13 protein-coding genes are annotated in these 16560 nt (G+C 71.6%); 6 read left to right on the top strand and 7 right to left on the bottom strand.

The window, feature by feature from the left end:
* The first annotated feature begins 744 nt into the window (after positions 1-744).
* Together ACFXKZ_RS29095 and ACFXKZ_RS29100 are read left to right on the top strand one after the other, a co-directional pair.
* Positions 745-1572 (top strand): ParA family protein, encoded by an 828-nt coding sequence (locus ACFXKZ_RS29095; RefSeq protein WP_078980120.1) that lies wholly within the window; start codon positions 745-747, stop codon positions 1570-1572.
* Positions 1572-2945 carry a hypothetical protein gene (locus ACFXKZ_RS29100; protein WP_380004027.1) on the top strand — a complete coding sequence of 458 codons (1374 nt, stop codon included), beginning with the start codon at positions 1572-1574 and terminating at the stop codon, positions 2943-2945. Before ACFXKZ_RS29095 ends, ACFXKZ_RS29100 begins: the two co-directional genes overlap by 1 nt.
* A 273-nt stretch (positions 2946-3218) precedes the next feature.
* Here the strand turns inward: ACFXKZ_RS29100 and ACFXKZ_RS29105 are convergent, their stop codons facing one another.
* Positions 3219-5108 carry a hypothetical protein gene (locus ACFXKZ_RS29105; protein WP_380004028.1) on the bottom strand — a complete coding sequence of 630 codons (1890 nt, stop codon included), beginning with the start codon at positions 5106-5108 and terminating at the stop codon, positions 3219-3221.
* Positions 5109-5436: 328 nt separating this feature from the next.
* A complete protein-coding gene (locus ACFXKZ_RS29110; RefSeq protein WP_020554288.1) occupies positions 5437-5904 on the bottom strand; it encodes a hypothetical protein in 468 nt (155 codons plus the stop codon).
* 1204 nt (positions 5905-7108) lie between these two features.
* On the opposite strand from ACFXKZ_RS29110, the gene ACFXKZ_RS29115 reads away from it, so the two are divergent.
* A complete protein-coding gene (locus tag ACFXKZ_RS29115) occupies positions 7109-7843 on the top strand; it encodes an HAD family hydrolase (protein ID WP_380004029.1) in 735 nt (244 codons plus the stop codon).
* A gap of 280 nt (positions 7844-8123) precedes the next feature.
* On the opposite strand, the gene dnaN is transcribed toward ACFXKZ_RS29115, so the two are convergent.
* Positions 8124-9332: a DNA polymerase III subunit beta gene (dnaN, locus tag ACFXKZ_RS29120; RefSeq protein WP_380004030.1), complete on the bottom strand. Its 1209-nt coding sequence runs from the start codon at positions 9330-9332 to the stop codon at positions 8124-8126.
* 522 nt (positions 9333-9854) lie between these two features.
* Complete coding sequence (locus ACFXKZ_RS29125) at positions 9855-11189, bottom strand: amidohydrolase family protein (protein WP_380004031.1); 1335 nt, start codon at positions 11187-11189, stop codon at positions 9855-9857.
* Between the two features lie 75 nt (positions 11190-11264).
* Between ACFXKZ_RS29125 and ACFXKZ_RS29130 the strand changes: the two genes are divergently transcribed.
* Positions 11265-11792 carry a MarR family winged helix-turn-helix transcriptional regulator gene (locus tag ACFXKZ_RS29130; protein WP_380004032.1) on the top strand — a complete coding sequence of 176 codons (528 nt, stop codon included), beginning with the start codon at positions 11265-11267 and terminating at the stop codon, positions 11790-11792.
* A gap of 86 nt (positions 11793-11878) precedes the next feature.
* Here ACFXKZ_RS29130 and ACFXKZ_RS29135 read toward each other — a convergent pair whose 3' ends face one another.
* Positions 11879-12949, bottom strand: a complete 1071-nt coding sequence (locus ACFXKZ_RS29135) for a DUF4328 domain-containing protein (RefSeq protein ID WP_380004033.1) — start codon at positions 12947-12949, stop codon at positions 11879-11881.
* A 227-nt stretch (positions 12950-13176) separates the two neighbouring features.
* On the opposite strand from ACFXKZ_RS29135, the gene ACFXKZ_RS29140 reads away from it, so the two are divergent.
* Positions 13177-13827: a hypothetical protein gene (locus tag ACFXKZ_RS29140; protein WP_380004034.1), complete on the top strand. Its 651-nt coding sequence runs from the start codon at positions 13177-13179 to the stop codon at positions 13825-13827.
* Positions 13828-13976: 149 nt separating this feature from the next.
* Here ACFXKZ_RS29140 and ACFXKZ_RS29145 read toward each other — a convergent pair whose 3' ends face one another.
* A complete protein-coding gene (locus ACFXKZ_RS29145) occupies positions 13977-14744 on the bottom strand; it encodes an MBL fold metallo-hydrolase (RefSeq protein WP_380004035.1) in 768 nt (255 codons plus the stop codon).
* A gap of 86 nt (positions 14745-14830) precedes the next feature.
* On the opposite strand from ACFXKZ_RS29145, the gene ACFXKZ_RS29150 reads away from it, so the two are divergent.
* Entirely contained in the window at positions 14831-15490 is a 660-nt protein-coding gene (locus ACFXKZ_RS29150) for an ABATE domain-containing protein (RefSeq protein ID WP_380004036.1), read from the top strand.
* Between the two features lie 34 nt (positions 15491-15524).
* Here ACFXKZ_RS29150 and ACFXKZ_RS29155 read toward each other — a convergent pair whose 3' ends face one another.
* Positions 15525-16502: an ADP-ribosylglycohydrolase family protein gene (locus ACFXKZ_RS29155; protein WP_380004037.1), complete on the bottom strand. Its 978-nt coding sequence runs from the start codon at positions 16500-16502 to the stop codon at positions 15525-15527.
* Between the last annotated feature and the right edge of the window lie 58 nt (positions 16503-16560).

Below are 16560 nucleotides of genomic sequence, written 5' to 3' on the forward strand. Positions count from 1 at the left end.
GCTCGGCAAACGCGACGGGCTCGGCGGGCACGGCTCGGCAAGGCGAAACGGGCTTCGCGGGCACGGCTCCGCGGGCACCGCTCGGCAAGGCGGGACGGGGCAGAGCGAGACGGGGCACGGCTCGGCAAACGCGACGGGCTCGGCGGGCACGGCTCGGCAAGGCGAAACGGGCTTCGCGGGCACGGCTCCGCGGGCACCGCTCGGCAAGGCGGGACGAGGTGTTCGTGGCCTGGGGACTTGGTTGGCTTGGTGGGGTGGAGTGGGCTGCCCAGGCGGTGGGGGCAGGGGCCGGGGATTCGGGGCCGGGGGTGCTGAAGCCCGAGGCGGTGAAGCCGGGACGCCGGAGCCGGAAGGGGTGTCTCGATATGTCGTACAGGTGGTTCGGAGAACGAGAGGTTGCGGGGAATTGGTGCGCCAAAAGAGTCTGTTGGGGGCGTAGATCGGGCCGACCAAACGGGTTAACAGGGACATACGGGTGGGTTTTCCGAGTGTCACAGTGAATTTTGGGATTCCGCTGCTAACCTGACAGACAAAACTTAGGTCGGACCCCTCAAGGACACCTTGGAGGTTCTGCCCGCTAGATCCTGGTTCGTTGCGCTTTCGGGCTTCCGGCGGAAGTATCGAGCAGCTATCCCGGAGGTACGTCGTCTTCCCTGTCAGGTTCAGTGGACGGCTCTGACAGGCCACCGGGCGGGACCCCGGCTCACGCAGGCGTTCGGCCGCTCTACTCCGAGAGGACGCGCGATGGGTGCAGTTGTGGCGGTGGCCAGCCAGAAGGGGGGTCCCGGGAAGACGACGACGACGGTGAACCTCGCGAGTGCTCTGGCCATCAACGGCTTTCACGCCCTGGTGGTCGACCTCGAGCCGCAGGCGCAGGCCGGGGTCGCCCTCGGGGTGGTGCCACAGCCTCAGCGCTCGGTCGGTTTCGCGCTCTACGCCCAGCTCAACGGCATGACGCCCGACGTGCCGGAGATGATCTTCGACCGCAGCGAACTGCTCAAGTCGTTCGAGACCACCGGCAGCCTCAGCCTCTTCGGCTCGGTGCAGAGCACGATGGTCGACGCCGAGCGCAAGATCGCCGGGATGGACTTCTCCACCACCGGGATCCTCCGCCGCATCCTCGAGCCGATTCGCCGAACCCCGACGATCATCCTGATCGACACGCCGCCCAGCGTGAGCGCCCTGTCCGCCGTCGCGCTCGCCGCCGCCGACTTCGTGGTCGCGGTGTGCGAGCCGCTGTACGCGACCGTCCAAGGCGCCGCCGTGATCAAGGGGCTGACCGCCGCCACCTCCGAGCGCACCCTCGGCGAGTGTGAGCCGCGCTTCCTCGGCACCGTGATCAACAAGGCCAACGCCCCGTCCCGGCGCACCAGCGAGGACGACCAGGTCGAGCAGCGGCTGGCCGACTACGGCCTCGACCCCTTCCAGACGCAGATCCGCCGGGACAGCCGGATCTCGCAGGCGTACGAGATCGGGCGCCCCGTCTGCATAGAGCAACCGAACATCGCCGCGAGCGTTGCCTACACCGAGCTGGCCATCGAACTGTTCGACCGTGTGAAGCAGGCCGCCTGATGACCGACGAGAAGCCCGTGCCCAAGTCCAAGGCAAAAGCGAGGAAGGCACCCGCCGTTCAGTCGTCCGTCCTGGCGGCAGCGCTGCAGGACGCCATGAACGGCAGCTTCCTGAACTCGGGCACCGACTCGACGGCCGCGCTGCTGGCCCAGATGGGTGGCGGCAGTGGCGGTGGTTCCGGGACCACGTCCTCGGGGCCGCCGTTCAAGACCGCCGCAGCCGCTGTACCGGCACCGGCGGCCGAGCCCGAGCCGGAGCCGGCCCCCGAGGAAGCGGCGGCCCCTGCCGCGACGTCGGTCGCGGCCGACGTGGCGCCCGAGTCCGCGACGGCGGTCGAGCCCGAGCCGGTACACGCCGCTGCCGCGCCCGTCGTCGAGGCCGCGCCGGCGGGCGCGGAGCCGGCTCCGGTGGTGGAGCACGTACCGGACCCGAAGCCGGTGCCGGCTGCGGAATCGGTGCAGGCGTCGACTCCGGAACCGGAATTCGCGCGCGCGGCGGCACCCACGGCTGCGGCCTCGGTTTCGGTCTCGTCCGTGCCTGCCGAAGCCTCGACTCCCCGGCCTCGGCGGGAAGTCGAACCCGACGAGGAACCCCTGCTCGTGCAGTTGGCGCGGCTCGAGGTGGCCCGCGAGGAGTCGGCCCAGGCGCCGGCGCCTGAGCCGCGGTCGGAGCCGGCCTCGACCTCGGCTCAGGCTCAGGCTCAGGAGCCGGCCGCGCAGGCGGAGCGCACGTCGGACCGGGCCGCCGAGCCCGCGCCCCGAGCGGCCGCTCCGGCTCGGGCCGCCTCATCCGCCCAGCCGGCGAAGGCATCCGCGTCCGCGCCCGCGAAGGCCGCCTCGGCTCCGCGTGCTTCCCGGCGCAGCGCTCCCGCGCCTGCCGCGCCGGCTCCGGTCGCCACCGGCTCCGCCGACGAGCAGTCGGCGCATGCCGCGCTCCTGGAGAGCTTTCTCGACGCGCGGATAAACTCCAAGGGCTGGGAGACCTGGGGATTTCGGCTCCTGCCCGACGTGAAGGCGCGTCTGGGTAAGCGGCTCACCGCCGACAAACGTTCGTCACAGAATCGACGTCTGGCGCTGGGGCACTACCTCAACGCCGCCTTGCTGGAGCTTCCCGAGGACAACGACGAGCAGATCGAGATGATCCGCTCGTTCCTGCGTGCCAGGGGCGGCATCACCGACCCCAGTCAGTCCTCCAGCTACCGGGTCAGCCCGGCCGTGTACGAACTCGCCCGCGATCTCGACACCGAGCTGACGGCGACGGAGAAGCGCGGTCTGGTCGTGTACCTGTTCTCGGCCGCCGTCGAACTGTTCCTCGAACGCCTCGACGCCGAGGGCGCCCTCGGCCGCCCCGAGATCTTCTCGCCCCAGCAGTAATCCGCCGTCGGCGGGCGTGGAGGACTTCCGGTCCCCCGCGCCCGCCGACGGCGTTTTCGCGTACGGGGTCAGGGCGTCGGGACGGAGTCGAGGGCCGTGGCAGCGCGTTGCCGTCGGCATATTGCTGCCACGCCGGCCCCGAACACCCCGTCCAATTCGTGCTGTTCGCCGGGATTCCAGATGGGCCCACCAGTCGCCGAGTCGCCGAGCGGCCTTCCTGCGGGCTCGCAGACCCTCGGCCATCGATCAACCCGCCGGCGGCTCCACGGGCGCTCAGAACGCCCCCTGGAGCGCTCCCGAGGCCCGTTCGGCGGCCTCGGCGGCGGCCTCCCGATCCTCGCGGCAGTCGGCACACACCCCGTCGGCCCGCAGGCCTCGGACCGCCCGGTCGCAGTCGTCGCAGTTCCCGATCGGCGCCGGCGCAGCCACCCGGTGGGCCGCCGTACCGACCGTCGCCGCCATCGCCGCGCTCGGCTCCTGCCCCGTCCGGGCCCGGTTCGCCGCCCGCCGGTCCGCGCCGAACCGCTCGTCCGCCGCGGCCCCTCGATCCTGGTCCTGCCGGGCGCAGTTGCGGCAGGCGAACGGGTCGCCCGCCACGCCCGCCCCGGGACCGGCCGTGGGCAGCCACAGGCGGCCGTCCTCGCAGTTCGGATCGGCGCACCCACGCCGGGCCAGCCCGCGGCCGCCCAGCCAGCCCATGGGGCTGCGTACGGGGCCTTCCTGGGTCCGCCAGCGGTCTGCCAGCCGGGCGAAGACCCGGTCCGCGTCGCCGACTTCGGCCACGGCGCGATCCACCAGCGCCGCCGCCACGACCCGCTGGCCGGTGCTCATCCGGTCCACCAGCGGCCCGATTCCGGCGAACGCCCGCGCAGCCGCCGGGGAGATGGTGGTCCGGTGGTTCGGAACCGTCACGTGTCGCGATCGACGGGGTTCCGCCGCAGGCGCCTTGTTTGCCGGGGGTGTCGTGGAGCCGGTTCGGGCGCTGTTCGCGGGCCCGGGCACGTCTACCAACGGGAGCGCCCTGAGGGCGGAACCCCCCCGGGAAGCCGCGTTCATCTGTAGGTCAATCGGAGTGTCTTCCTTATACGTGACGGAGGTCCGAACCCCCTGCGGACCCGACGTCCATTGACCCTCCGCACCTGAGTTTTGAGCTGCCGAAATGCCGTTCTCCGGCGGCTCGAACGAGGTTCGGACGACGGTTCGGACGTCGGTTCGCGAGGCGGCCTCGGACGGTGTCCCGGCGGGTGTTTCGACAACCTTGTCGACGGTTGATCCGAGGGTCGCGAAGGCCGCTGTTCCGCCGCCCACGTGAAAGGCCGCCCCGAGGGCGACCGGACGGTCCGACCGCGAGTCCGCCGAGGTCTCCCCCACCGCTCCCGTCGAGTCGGTCTCGTCCATCCCCTCGTCCGCTGCGGTCGCCACACCGGTCTCGGTGGCCTCGGCGGCCGACTCGTCGTCGCTTCCGGGCTCGAACGGCCGGAGCGGGACCATCATGTTCCGCCCCTGCCACCCCTCCCGGCGGCCCACCTCGACCCAGCCCCATCGCTCCAGGTCGGACACCACGCCGCGGGCGGCGCGGACACTCACCGGCTCGCCGATCCGCCGGCCCGACTGGTGGCGCAGCACGTCGGCGAGTTCGGCGTAGGTCAGGTGGTGGCCGCGGGCGCGGGCGTAGCTGATGACGGCGTACGCCCGAGCATGCCGGTGCGGCACCGCGCCCAAAAGCGCGACGGGCACCATCACCCACGGCTCGCCCTTTTCCGGGGCACGCAGGCGGCGTACGGCCGAGGTCCCGGTGCCGGAAGGCTTGGTGCGGCGGACCACGGTCAGTTCCTCGCCGGCGGTGAGCTGCTTCTGCGCGGCGTACAGGGACGACGGGGCCTTGAGCGCGATGCGGCCGTCGGCCTGGGTGACCGAGCGTACGGTCAGGCCCAGGTAGCGGGCGATCGTGGTCAGGTCGGCGATGCAGCCGGGCTGGTTCGGGCCGGCGGCCAGGTGGCCGACCTTGGCGGCGAAGACGAAGGCCAGGTCGCTGTACGCCTCGCCGGTCACCACGCGCAGCGGGACCTTGACCGAGGCACGGCGGACCGAGTCCGGCATGGTCGGGTCGATGCCGCGGGCGCCGCTGACCCGAACTCGGGCCGCACGCAAGGCGGCACGCACCCGAGCCTGCATCGTGAATCCAGAGGATTCGGGCACACTTGAAGAGGGCAAGGACCTGGCTGAAGACAGCACTGGGCCTGCCTCGGGGATCGCAGGTATGATCTGCTCCTGAAGCTGGTGAAGAGAAAGAGGTATGGGCGACCCGACCGTTCGGCGCGTGGAAGTACCGGAACGGCTGGGTCTCACTGTTCGGTTGTGTAAGCGGCCGGCAGGCCTCCTTTCTCCGACGGCGCCCCTAGGGGCGCTGAGCTGCGAGCGAGTGGACTAGGGCTGGACTCCTAGGCCACTCGCTCTGCTTTTGTGGACTTCCGACGGCGTTGCCCGGCGCTCAGGCCGCACCATGCCGTCGTCCGACCTGTTCCTGTTCGGCCGCCAGGGCGCGCAGGGCCTGCTGGGCCCACGCGCCGAGGGTGAGGTACTGGTACGGCGTGTTTTCCTCGACGAACCGCAGTGCGAGTGCGGCGTGTTCACTCGGTCGAACGGCCAGGTCGGCCCCCGAGGGGTGGACGTAGAGGCCGGTCATCGGGTCGACGTCGGCGAGGTCGCCGACGCGTGAGTGTTCGATGGCCAGGTGCTCCCAGAGGCGCAGGCGTTGCGGTGTGTTGCGCGCATAGTTCTCACCCGGCCAGCTGATCCTTCGCAGGGCCTCGAAGGTGAGCAGGGGCAATACATCGCTGGGCGAGAGCACCGTCGGGTGCAGCACGTTTCGGTCCCGTGCCTCGTAGCCCACCTTGCTGGGCAGACCCGCGATGGCCGCGAGCCTTGCCACGGTCCAACGCTCCCGGGAAGTGGCCATGACCGTCCTTTCGTGTCAACGACCGAAGCCTATCGCTATCTCCGGCAAATAACTTCCTGTCAGGAGAGTCGGCGTGTCGCTCGTTGCGGTGAAGCCGGCACAGCAATGGCGCAAAAGCCCAGAAAATCAGGCATTGCCGTTGTGTTCGATCTGCATGTTGGAAGATCCACCCGCCCATCCATCTCCTGTCACGCATGAATACCCAGGCGTCGAGTGTGTGTTCTGTCGCGTGATCCACTGCTCGATCGAGCGTGGGTTCCGCCGTTCGGACCATCGCGAGAGCGACCGTGCGACCGATCGTGCGTTCCGCCGCGACGCCCACTGCGGGACCCGTCGTGAGAGCCGTCGTGAGAGCCGTCGTGAGAGCCGTCGCCGGAGCCATCGGCGGCTCCAGCGCGAGACCCGCAGTTCCGCCCACTGCTCCGGCCGGCCGCCCACGACACCGCGCGTCCGTCGTTCGCGCCGTACACCCGCCCGCACACCCGCCCATACAGCGATGCGGATTGACGAACACGTTGGGCTGCAATGTGCCGGACATATCAAAGGACATCTCGCCGCACAGCAGCACGCACAGATCCCGCTGCGGATTGCCGGACAGCTTGCCATGCAAGTAGCAGGTCAAGAGCTATTTGAGGGTGTTGTGGGAATGGCTCGATGAGGTGGTGTGAAGGCTCGCCGAAGGGGCTTCCGAGGGCTCGGGAGAGGCATTGTGGCGGGAGTGAAAATCATCTTAAAAGGTGGGGAAGCCGGCTTTTGTAGTCATTGGGAAGAAGGAGGAAGGCCGGCGCGGGAAGGAGGTGGTGGGAGGGGGCGGTGGGGCGCGCCGGACCGACGGGACGGTTGGGATGGCCTCCGGTGGGGTGGCTCGGCGTTGGCTGTGGGGCTTGGGGGGTGGGGTGGGCGGTTGTGTGGTCGGGAGGGGGCGTGGCCTCCGGGGGTGGGCGGGGGACGAGTGATGGGTGTGGTTTGGCGACGCCCCGGGCGTCCCGGTGGGTGGGTGTGCGGTGATTTCGGTGCCGGGAGGTTGTGTCGCCGTGGCCGAAGAGTCGGTTGGTTGTGGTCGGATGCCTTCCTTCGTTGTGTTCGGCCGCCCCGTTGCCGGGCGTTTTCCGACTGCGATCGGGTTGGCGGGCCCGTGCCGGGTGGGTGGATGCGATGCTCTGGGCAGTGGCCGCGTGGGGTGGTCGGGAGGATCGGAGTGCTGATGGCGACTGGTGGATCCGGCCCCCGGCTGGTGTTGTGGGACATCGATCACACCCTGATCGACGGTGGGAAGGTGTCGCGGCGGGCATACGCGGCCGCGTTTCGGCAGGTGGCCGGGCGGGCTCTGGAACAACCGTGGCAATTCGACGGTCGTACCGAGATGGCTGCGGCGAGTGAGGTCCTGCGGCTGCACGGGTTGTCGCCCGAGGATGGCCTGTTGGCTGCTTTCCTGGACCTGATCGTCGCCGAACTACGGCAGCGTGAAGCCGAGTTGGCGGCGGAGGGGCGGGTGTTGGCGGGGGCGCTGGAGGCCCTGACGGCGCTGGGCACGATGCCCGATGTGCGGCAGTCGGTGCTGACCGGCAACCTGTACGCGCTCGCCGTATTGAAGATGAACGTCTTCGGGCTGGCCGACCACGTGGACTTTCGGGTCGGTGCGTACGGCGAGGACGCCTATGAGCGAATCGACCTGCCGGCCCGGGCGTTCGCGCGGACCGAGGAACACCTGGGCCGGCGGCACGTGGGCGCCGACACCGTGATCGTCGGCGACACCCTGCGCGACGTGGCCACGGCCCGCGCGGCGGGCGCGCGGTCGGTGGCGGTGGCGACCGGCTTGACGAGCGCGGCCGCGCTGACGGCAGCGGGCGCCGATGTCGTCCTTACCGACCTCGCCGACACGGAGGAGGTGCTGAGCGCACTGCTGGGCGGGGGCTCGGGTCGCGGCTCGGGTGGGTGACGGCGGGTGGGGCGGTGATGGGGCGGGCGGGCCTGCGCGGACGGGGCGTTGAGTTCGCTACCCGGGGAGGACTCGACTCGGGTCGGGGCTTTGTGGCGAACCGGTGAGGCGGTGGTGGGTCGTACATGCGTGCGCGGAAGAGGTGTTGAGTTCGCTGCCTGGTGAGGGCCGGCTGCTTGGCGGGGACCTACCCGGCTTGGGGTGGGGTGGGCCGGTGGCGGTGGGAGTGGTGGTCGCGTGGGCGTCCCTATATAGAGGAGTGGGTGTGGGTGTTTGTTGGTCAGGTGCTGCGCATTGGCATGAGTAGGTAGCGGTAATCCTGGGCGTCTTGGGTTGTGGTGGTTTGAGCCGATGCTTCCTTGGGGCCTTGGGCGTTTGCCGGTGGTGGGGCCTCCGTGAGTACGGTGGGCTTGGTCGGTGTACTGAAGAGCATTTGTGCGGTTGGGGTGCGGAGGGCGGTCAGGCCGTCCAAGAGGTGGGACGGGTTGAAGGCGGACCTGGTGGGGTCGCCCGTCAGGTGCACCGGGACCGTTGCGCCTGCCTCGGCCTCGTCGGTGGTGCCGGCCTCGACCTGCAGGGCGTCGTGCTCGAACGTCAGGCGGATGGGCGCGTTGCGGGTGACCACGAGGGATACCCGCCGTACCGCCTCGATCAGCGCCGCCGTGTCGATGGTCGCCACGGCGGTGGTCTCGTTGTCGAACAGCCAGTCGTAGCGCGGGAACTCGTAGTCGAGCAGCCGCGTGGTGGCCTGCCGTCCGGCGGTGATCAGCCCGAGCAGGCCGCGGCGGCCGGCCTCCGGGCCGAGGGCCAGGCGCAGGTCCGCGCCGATGTCCGGGTTGCGGGCGAGTTCGGCGAGGACTCGGGCCGGGACCAGGGCGGTGCGGGCGGGGTCCTCGGTGATGGGCTGCCAGGGCATGCGGCGGACCGCGAGGCGATATCGATCGGTGGCGGCCAGGACGAGCGAGTCGTGGGTCAGGTGGAGCCGGACGGCGGTGAGTACGGGCACGCTCTCGTCCCGGGACGCCGCGATCGTCACCTGCGCGACGGCCTCGGCGAAGGCGGACGCGCCCACCATCCCGACGGTCTCCGGGAGCAGCGGGGTGGCCGGATAGTCGGTCGGGGCCGTCAGGGGCAGCGCGAAGTAGGCGCCGGCGCAGGTCAGTCGGGCCCGACTCGCCGGGGACGGCGACGACGACCTGGTCACCCTTCTCGCGTCGACGGTGAGGTCCACCGGGTGCTCGCGAGGCAGGGATCGGGCGATCTCGGCGAGCAGTCGCCCCGGGACGAGGATCCTCCCGGGGCGGGTGACCTCGGCCGGGACCTCGATCCCGGTCGAGACCTCGTAGTTGTACGCGGAGATCGTGAGTGTGCCGCCGTCCGCCTCGAGTCGGAACGCGGCGAGGGCGGGGACGACCGGCCGGGCGGGCAGGGCGCGAACGGCCCAGGCGATGCCCTCGACGAGGCGGTCGCGTGTTATTCGAACCTTCACAACGGGCCCTTTCCGAGAACTCGACGAGGAGGATGGTCGCGTGGTGATCGAATATCTGTTCGATTCCAGGAAGGGCGACACTACCGGGGCGCTCGGACAGCGCGCCCGGATCTCGGCGAATCTCGGCGGATCGCGGTGATTTGAGGTAGGGGAGGCCCCTCCGGTCCTTGCGGACTCGGATGGGGCCTGTCGGCGGGTGGTCTGCGGAGTGTGCGCCCCTCGGGTTGCTGCTCAGGCGGCGGCGGCCTCCCGGACCGCCGGGTGCGGGATGGTCAAGGTGTGGGGCAGGTCGAACAGTTCGAACAGGCCCGGCTCGCGGAACGCGCAGATTCGGGTGATGCCCGGATGCGCTTCGCTCCGGAGGTTCCGTGTGGGGGAAGTGTCGTGGGCTGCGACGGGCCGATCGCCACGCGGTGCAGACCTGCGGGGCATTCGAAAGGAATCGGGGTCGTATCGATGGGCGGACGGGGACGACGGGCTCCCCGGCGCGTGGCGACCGCGCGCCGAGGCTGCGCCGCGTCGTCAGATCGCGGCCGCCACGTGTTCGGCGGCCGCCCGTGCGGCGGTGACGGCCTCGATGTGCGCGGGGTGGGTGAGCCGGCCCGCCCGCTTGACCGTGCGGCCCGCGACCAGGACCGTGTCGACGTTGCCCGGATGCGCCGACGCCACCACCGCGCCCGCCGGGTCGTGTGCGGCGCCGACCATGTTGACGGTGTCCGTGCGCAGCAGGATCAGGTCCGCCTGCTTGCCGACGGCCAGTGATCCGATCCGGTCGGCCAGACCCAGCGCGGCGGCGCCGCCGATGGTCGCCATGCGCAGTACGTCGGCCGCGAACAGTCGCTCCCCGTCGGCAAGTTGGCTGGTCAGCAGGGCCGCCCGAAGCAGCGAGAACATGTCGCCCGGGGTGCTGGTGACCACGTCCACGCCAAGCCCGGTGACCAGGCCCAGGGCGCGGGCCCGGTTGATCATCGGCGCGCCGTGTCCCATCTGGGCCTCGATGGCCGGCGCGATCGAGAGCGCGCCGCCGGAGTCGGCGATCATCGCGAGTTCGTCGTCCGGCAGCGAGTTGCCGTGGACGTAGAGCGTGCGCGCGTTGAGCAGGCCGCGCTCGCGCAGCGCCTCGATGGGCCGGCGGGCGACGGGGCCGCTGCCGACGTGTACGGCCAGTGGGATGTCGAGGTCGGCGGCCAGCCGCCAGTCCTCCTCGACGAGTTCGATCGGGGTGTACGAGGGGCCGCCGGGGGCGAGCGCGAGGGTGACCAGGTCGTCGGGGCCGTCTCCGGCGAACAGGCGTTCGCGCAGGTCGCGGACCTGCCGCGGGTCGCGGGCGGCCGGGTCGAACGGCGGGTAGCCGTACCCGAATACCGCCCGGATGCCCGCCGCGCGCAGTCCGCGCACCGCCGCGTCGCCATGTTCGGCCCGGTGCTGGACGTGGGAGAAGTCCTGGACGGTGGTGATGCCGCCGTCCAGGCATTCGAGCGCGCCGACCAGGTTGCCGGCGTACACGTCCTCGGGGCGCATCGCGGGGGAGAGCCGGCCGAGGACCAGGCCGAGGTAGTCGCCGAGGTCGCTGTCGACGGCCACCGCGCGCAGCACGGACTGCCAGACGTGGCGATGGGTGTCGACGAAGCCCGGCAGCACGATCCGCTCGCGCGCGTCGAGGACTTCGGCCCCATCGGCGGACAGGTCGGGGCCGACGGCGGCGATCACCCCGTGCTCGATCAGGACGTCGGTGTCGGGGCGGGCGGTGATGCGCGGGTCGGTGTCGACGACGGTGCCGCCGCGGAGGAGGAGTCGGGCGGGGGCGGGGGAGGTGTGGGAGAGGTCGGTTGCGGGGGAGGTGGGAGCGCCGGACATGGGAGCCTCGCATCGAGTCATGTTCACTGGAAAGCTTTTTAGAAAGCTATCAGCTGTGTGTAATACGCTGTCAAGATGACCGCATCCGAGGACCGCGCGAGCGCGCTGATCAGCGCATGGCAGGCCGAACTGCCCGACGTGCTGGATGCGACGACGGAGTTGAGCAAGCGGATCATGCTGCTCGCGGCCGACCTGGACGAGGCCACGCGCCGTGAGCTACCGGAATTCGGCCTGACCCCGGCCCAGTTCGGCGTACTGGTCGCGCTGCGGCGCGCGGGTGCGCCGTATCGGCTCAAGCCGACCGAGCTGAGTCGTGCGCTGCTGCTGTCCTCCGGCGGCACCAGCAACGTGACGAATCACCTGGTCGCGGAGGGGTTGGCCGAGCGCCTTCCGGATCAGGGCGACGGTCGGGGCACGCTGATCAGCCTGACGCCGCGCGGGGTACGGGTCGCCGAGGAGGCGGTCCGGGCGAACGCCGCCGCGCACGCCGAGGTCTGGCGCGGCGCCCCGGCGGCGGCGATCGAGGCGGCGACGCTCGCGCTGCGCGAGATCGCCGCGGCCACCGAGGCACCGCGGACCGCGGGGCGGCGGCGCGGGGCCTGACCAATCGAACATCGCGCACAAAAACCGCGGGTGGGCGCTGCCCGCAAGGCGACGCGCCGCTCGCAAGGCAGTCGGCGTCTGCCCGTTCAGAACGGAGCCGGTGGGTCCTTCGGACGCGGCGGGGGCGGCGGCTGGCGCGGGATCGGCGGCGCCACGGGCTGCGTCGAGCCGGGAACCGGGCCGGATGTGGCGACTTCGGGGTGGGTCGGCTGGACCGCGTACAGGGGGTGCATCGGATGCATGGGGTGCGCCGGGTGCATCGTCGGCGGCACGAGGAAGGCGTATTCGCGCTCGATCTGGAACCCGGTGATCCGAGCCACGACCGCGATGGCCGTACCGGCGGCGATGATCATCAAGAGGAAGGCCCAGCCCGCCGCGGTGTCCGCGGTGCGGTAGGACTCGTGGTAGGCGACCCACGCGTCGCTGCCGGTCATCGCGTCGCCGCCGTCGCTCTTGCGGCCGGTCAGGCCGACGGCGAGGAGGACGTTCGCGGCGAGATACGTCAACCACCAGGCCCAGAGCAGCGCATGCCGCCCCGGAGTGGCGCCGCCGCGCATCGGCGCGCGGGGATCGCTGGCCTTCCAGATGTCGTGTGCGATCAGCGGCGGGAACCACAGGTTGACCACCGGGCAGAACCAGCCGCCGATTGCCCAGCCGCCGGACAGGCGCTGCACGGACGGCGGGAACAGGTCGACATTGCGCCGCGCGCGATGGAACCAGACCACGAAGACCACCGCGCTCGCGACCATGGCCAGGGTCGCGAGTCCCCACCACACGGCGATGGAGTGGTTCGCCCCGTCCGAATCGGGCGCGGACCACCTGCTGCGCAATACCTGGTCGACCAGGCTCGCGCGGTGGAAGAACGCGATGGCGGCGAGCAGACAGGCGACGGCCGTGACGCCCAACAGGACGTAGAGCGCGATGGCCGGCCCGCGCAGCGACCGGAAGATCGGAGCGGGCCGAAACCGCGGATCCCGCATCGGCGTCCCGGCGGGCCCGAAGTGGGCGAAACGCGCGTCCAGGGCGGCGTCGGTGGGGGCGCCGGCCGGGGCGTACTCGCGATGGCCACAGTTGGTACAGCGATCCGGCAACGTCGATTGGGCACCGCAGGCTGAGCACAACACGAGTTCGAATCCCCCGTCGACGGTCCTCGGCACCGACCGGACGAGCCGGCGGGCGACGGCATCACGGCCGACCGCGCCGACCGCGCCGCGTAACGGGCATCATGCCGTGAGTACCTTCCCATGTCACGATCGGGAGACCCGCGAATACGCGAGGTGATGGGCGTGGCGACAACACCGGCACAGCACACGGCGCGGTGCCGCGCGGCGGGGCGGGGTGGGGCGTGCGTAACGACATGGGTGGTTGGGGGTACGGTCGGGGGGTGATCGGGACGTGGTGGGATGTGCTGCTCGTCGGTGGGGCTTCCGGGGTCGGCAAGAGTCGGGCGGCGGCGGAACTGGCGTTGTCGGCGGGGGCGTTCGTGGTCGAGTTCGACGACGTGGTGAGTGCGGTGCAGCACATCACGACGGCCGAGGGGCATCCCGGGCTGCATCTCTTCGACGCGATCGCCGATGTCGACGGGCTCGGTGCCGATCGGGTACTGGAACTCCAGGTCGCCACCGCCCGAGCGCTGGAACCCGCCGTCGTCGGCGTGGTGCGCAATCGGCTCACCGTCGATGTACCGGCGGTGGTCGAGGGCGACTACCTCACGCCGGCCGCCGTGGCCCAGTCCATGCGGGAGGGCGTCGAGGCCGGGCGCAGCGTGCGGGGGGTGTTCCTGCACGAGGACGACGGCGCCCGGATCGTCGCCAACTACGCCGAGCGGGAGCCGGAGGGCGGGGTCCAGGCGGAGCGGGCGGAGGTGGGCGTTCGATACTCGCGGTGGTTGGCGGAGGAGGCGGCGCGGTACGGGCTGCCCGTCGTCGAATGCCGGCCGTGGAGCACCTTGACCGAGCGGATCGGGCACGCCGTGGCCCGCGCGGCGGTGGGCAACGCGGGGCGGGTCGGGCGTTTGGGCGGTGGGGTGAGGTAGGGAGGGGCGGCGGGGGTCGGGGCGCCCGAGAGTTGCTTGGCCGCTCGGGCTGCCGAGACCCGGATGGCGAACCGGGCCTCGGGGCCGACCACTTGGTGTACTGGACCCGGACCGGGCAGCGCTGCCGTGCCGGCCGGTTTGCCCGGTGTTCAGGCGAGTTGCAGGCGGTCGATCAGGCCGGCCGCGGTGAACGCCTCGACGAGGGCGGTGCGGCCCTCCGTGAAGTGGCCCCAGCTGTCGAAGTGGACCGGGACGACGCGGCGCGCGCCGAGGATCGCGGCGGCCTCGGCGGCCTGGGCGCTGTCCAGGGTGAGCAGGGCGCCGTCGAACAGCGGGGTGCGGGCGGCGCCGGCGAAGAGTACGGCCGTGTCGACCGGGCCGACCCGGGCCGCGATCTTCTCGACCACGGGCAGGGACGCGTTGTCGCCGCTGACGTAGATGGTCGGGAGGTCGGCGGCGGTCAGGACGAAGCCGACGACCTCGCCGGTGATCGGCTCGCAGCCGTCCGGGCCGTGCTGGGCGGGGGTGGCCGTGACGGTCACGGTGCCGCCGCCGGGGCGGGGGACGTCGATCGTCGTCCACGGGGCCAGCGGGCGGGCGGTGCCGCCGAGGCGGTCCGCGCCGCTCGGGGTGGTCAGTACGAGCGGGACGTCGGCGAGGAGCGCGCGCCCGGAGTGGTCGAGGTTGTCCGGGTGTTGGTCGTGGGAGAGCAGGACCACGTCGATCGGGCCCAGGTCCGCCGGGTCGACCGAGGCCGGGGCGGTCTTGGTGAGGACGCGGTCGCCGACGGGGTACTCGCCGGGGGCGTCGAAGGCGGGGTCGGTGAGGAACGTGAGGCCGCCGTACTCGATCAGGGCGGAGGGGCCGCCGAAGACCCGAATGGCGATCTGCTCGTTGGTCGCGTCGAAACCGGTCACTGCACACCTCACGGATAAGGGTTGTGTTTGCCGTGAGAAAAGCTAGCCGATTCTCACGGGGAACGGCAAGGCTTAACATGAGACTCATGAAGGAGATCTCGCCGGCCGCGTCCGCCGAGCCTGCCGCCGATCCTGTCGCGGACCTCGCCGCCGCCCGCCCCGTGCCCTCGGGGCCCCCACTCGCGCCGGGTGCCGAGCGGTACCTGTCCCTGGACCTGGCGAACAGCGATCTCGCCTTCCCCGGCGGCCGGGACGTGGATCTGCTCGGCACGCCCGAGTCGGCGAGGGAGTGGCTGGTCACGCGCGAGCTGGCGCCGGCGGAGGCCGTGCTCTACGACGTGTGCGCGGGACGCCTGCGGGCGCTGCGCGACGCGGTGCGGGCGCTGCTGTCGGCTCGGGTCGAGGAGGTGGTGGCGCCGGCCGACGCGGTACGCGCGGTCAACGACGCGCTCACCAGCGCGCCGTCGGCCGCGCTGCTGCACTGGGACGACGTACACGGCCCGTATCGCGCCCAGGCGCACCCGATCGACCAGATCGTCAACCACGCGATCGCCGTGCTGGCCGCCGACGCCGCCGACCTGCTGACCGCGCCCGACGCGGCGCGGCTCACCCCGTGCGGCGCCACGCCATGTCGCCGCTTCCTGGTTCGTACGCACGCGTCCCGGCAGTGGTGCTCGACACGATGCGGCGATCGGGTCCGGGCGGCGCGGGCCTATGCGCGCCGGACCCAGGGGAAGGCGGACTGACGGCGGGTGGGACCGGGGGTGGTCGTGGGCCGCGTCAGCGAGCCGCGCGCGGCGTACGGTTCAGCAGGTCGTGGGACAGGCGTAACAGGTCGGCCCGGCGCAGGACTTCGCCGGCCGAGCCCGGGATCGGTACGTGCAGCCGGTCGGTCCAGCGGGTCGGGATGGCCGCGAGGCCGTATACGGCTCCGGCGAGCGCGCCGGTGACCGCGCCGACCGTGTCGGTGTCGCCGCCGAGGTCGATGGCGGCGCGCAGGGCGTATTCGTACGACGTCGTCCTCCGCAGCGCCCAGACCGCCGAGCCGAGACAGGGCCAGACCGCGCCGTTGAACTCGGTGGCATCGGCGGGGTGCCAGGTCGGGGACAGCACGACGGCGTAGCGGTCGCGATGGTCGGGGTGTACCTCGTCGAGGGTCGCGGGCAGCGCGGCCACCGGGTCGTCGCCGTTCAGGGCCACCCGCAACAACTCGTGGAAGATCGCGGTGCCCTCCCACGCGGCGCGGTCGCCGTGGGTCAGCGCGGCGATGCGGCGGGCGGCGGCCATGGTGGCGGTACGGCCGTCGGCCGCGAACCAGACGGCGGAGGTGGTGGCGCGCATCAGCGAGCCGTTGCCGGCCGCGCGTCCGGTGGTCTGGAAGTGCACGCCGGCGGCGAGGTCCCAGGGCAGGCCGTTGGTGAGTACGTCCTCGGTCTGCAGACCGATGTCCTTCGGTTCGGCGCGGGCCCAGCGGCGGAAGCGGTCGAAGATGTCGGGCAGGTCCGATTCGCCGCGCTCCAGGAGGGAGTACGCCACGTGCACGGCCATCTGGGTGTCGTCCGTGGCCTCGCCCGCATCCCAGCCGCCACCACCGCACATCTCGTTCGCGTAGCGCGCCTCGGCCCGGGAACTCCCGGGCGGCGCCTCGGGAAATCGGGTGCCGAAGTCGCCCGGACGGCCGAACTCGAAGGGCGCTCCCAGCGCGTCCCCGACCGCCGAGCCGACGACGGCCCCTGCGGCGCGCTGCGTGATGTCCATACGGGCAGCGTAGGGGTCGACGCGGGGGCCGGATTCGAGGGTGTGTGCGATGGCGCCG

It is taken from the genome of Embleya sp. NPDC059237, assembly GCF_042754105.1.
In the GTDB taxonomy this organism is placed as follows: domain Bacteria; phylum Actinomycetota; class Actinomycetes; order Streptomycetales; family Streptomycetaceae; genus Embleya.

What these genes read in the sequence shown, in the direction of transcription:
- ACFXKZ_RS29130 (WP_380004032.1), top strand. Translation starts at nt 11,265, where the DNA reads ATGACCGCATCCGAGGACCGCGCGAGCGCGCTGATCAGCGCATGGCAG.
- ACFXKZ_RS29095 (WP_078980120.1), top strand. Translation starts at nt 745, where the DNA reads ATGGGTGCAGTTGTGGCGGTGGCCAGCCAGAAGGGGGGTCCCGGGAAG.
- ACFXKZ_RS29155 (WP_380004037.1), bottom strand. Translation starts at nt 16,502, where the DNA reads ATGGACATCACGCAGCGCGCCGCAGGGGCCGTCGTCGGCTCGGCGGTC.
- ACFXKZ_RS29125 (WP_380004031.1), bottom strand. Translation starts at nt 11,189, where the DNA reads ATGTCCGGCGCTCCCACCTCCCCCGCAACCGACCTCTCCCACACCTCC.
- ACFXKZ_RS29150 (WP_380004036.1), top strand. Translation starts at nt 14,831, where the DNA reads ATGAAGGAGATCTCGCCGGCCGCGTCCGCCGAGCCTGCCGCCGATCCT.
- ACFXKZ_RS29110 (WP_020554288.1), bottom strand. Translation starts at nt 5,904, where the DNA reads ATGGCCACTTCCCGGGAGCGTTGGACCGTGGCAAGGCTCGCGGCCATC.
- ACFXKZ_RS29100 (WP_380004027.1), top strand. Translation starts at nt 1,572, where the DNA reads ATGACCGACGAGAAGCCCGTGCCCAAGTCCAAGGCAAAAGCGAGGAAG.
- ACFXKZ_RS29115 (WP_380004029.1), top strand. Translation starts at nt 7,109, where the DNA reads ATGGCGACTGGTGGATCCGGCCCCCGGCTGGTGTTGTGGGACATCGAT.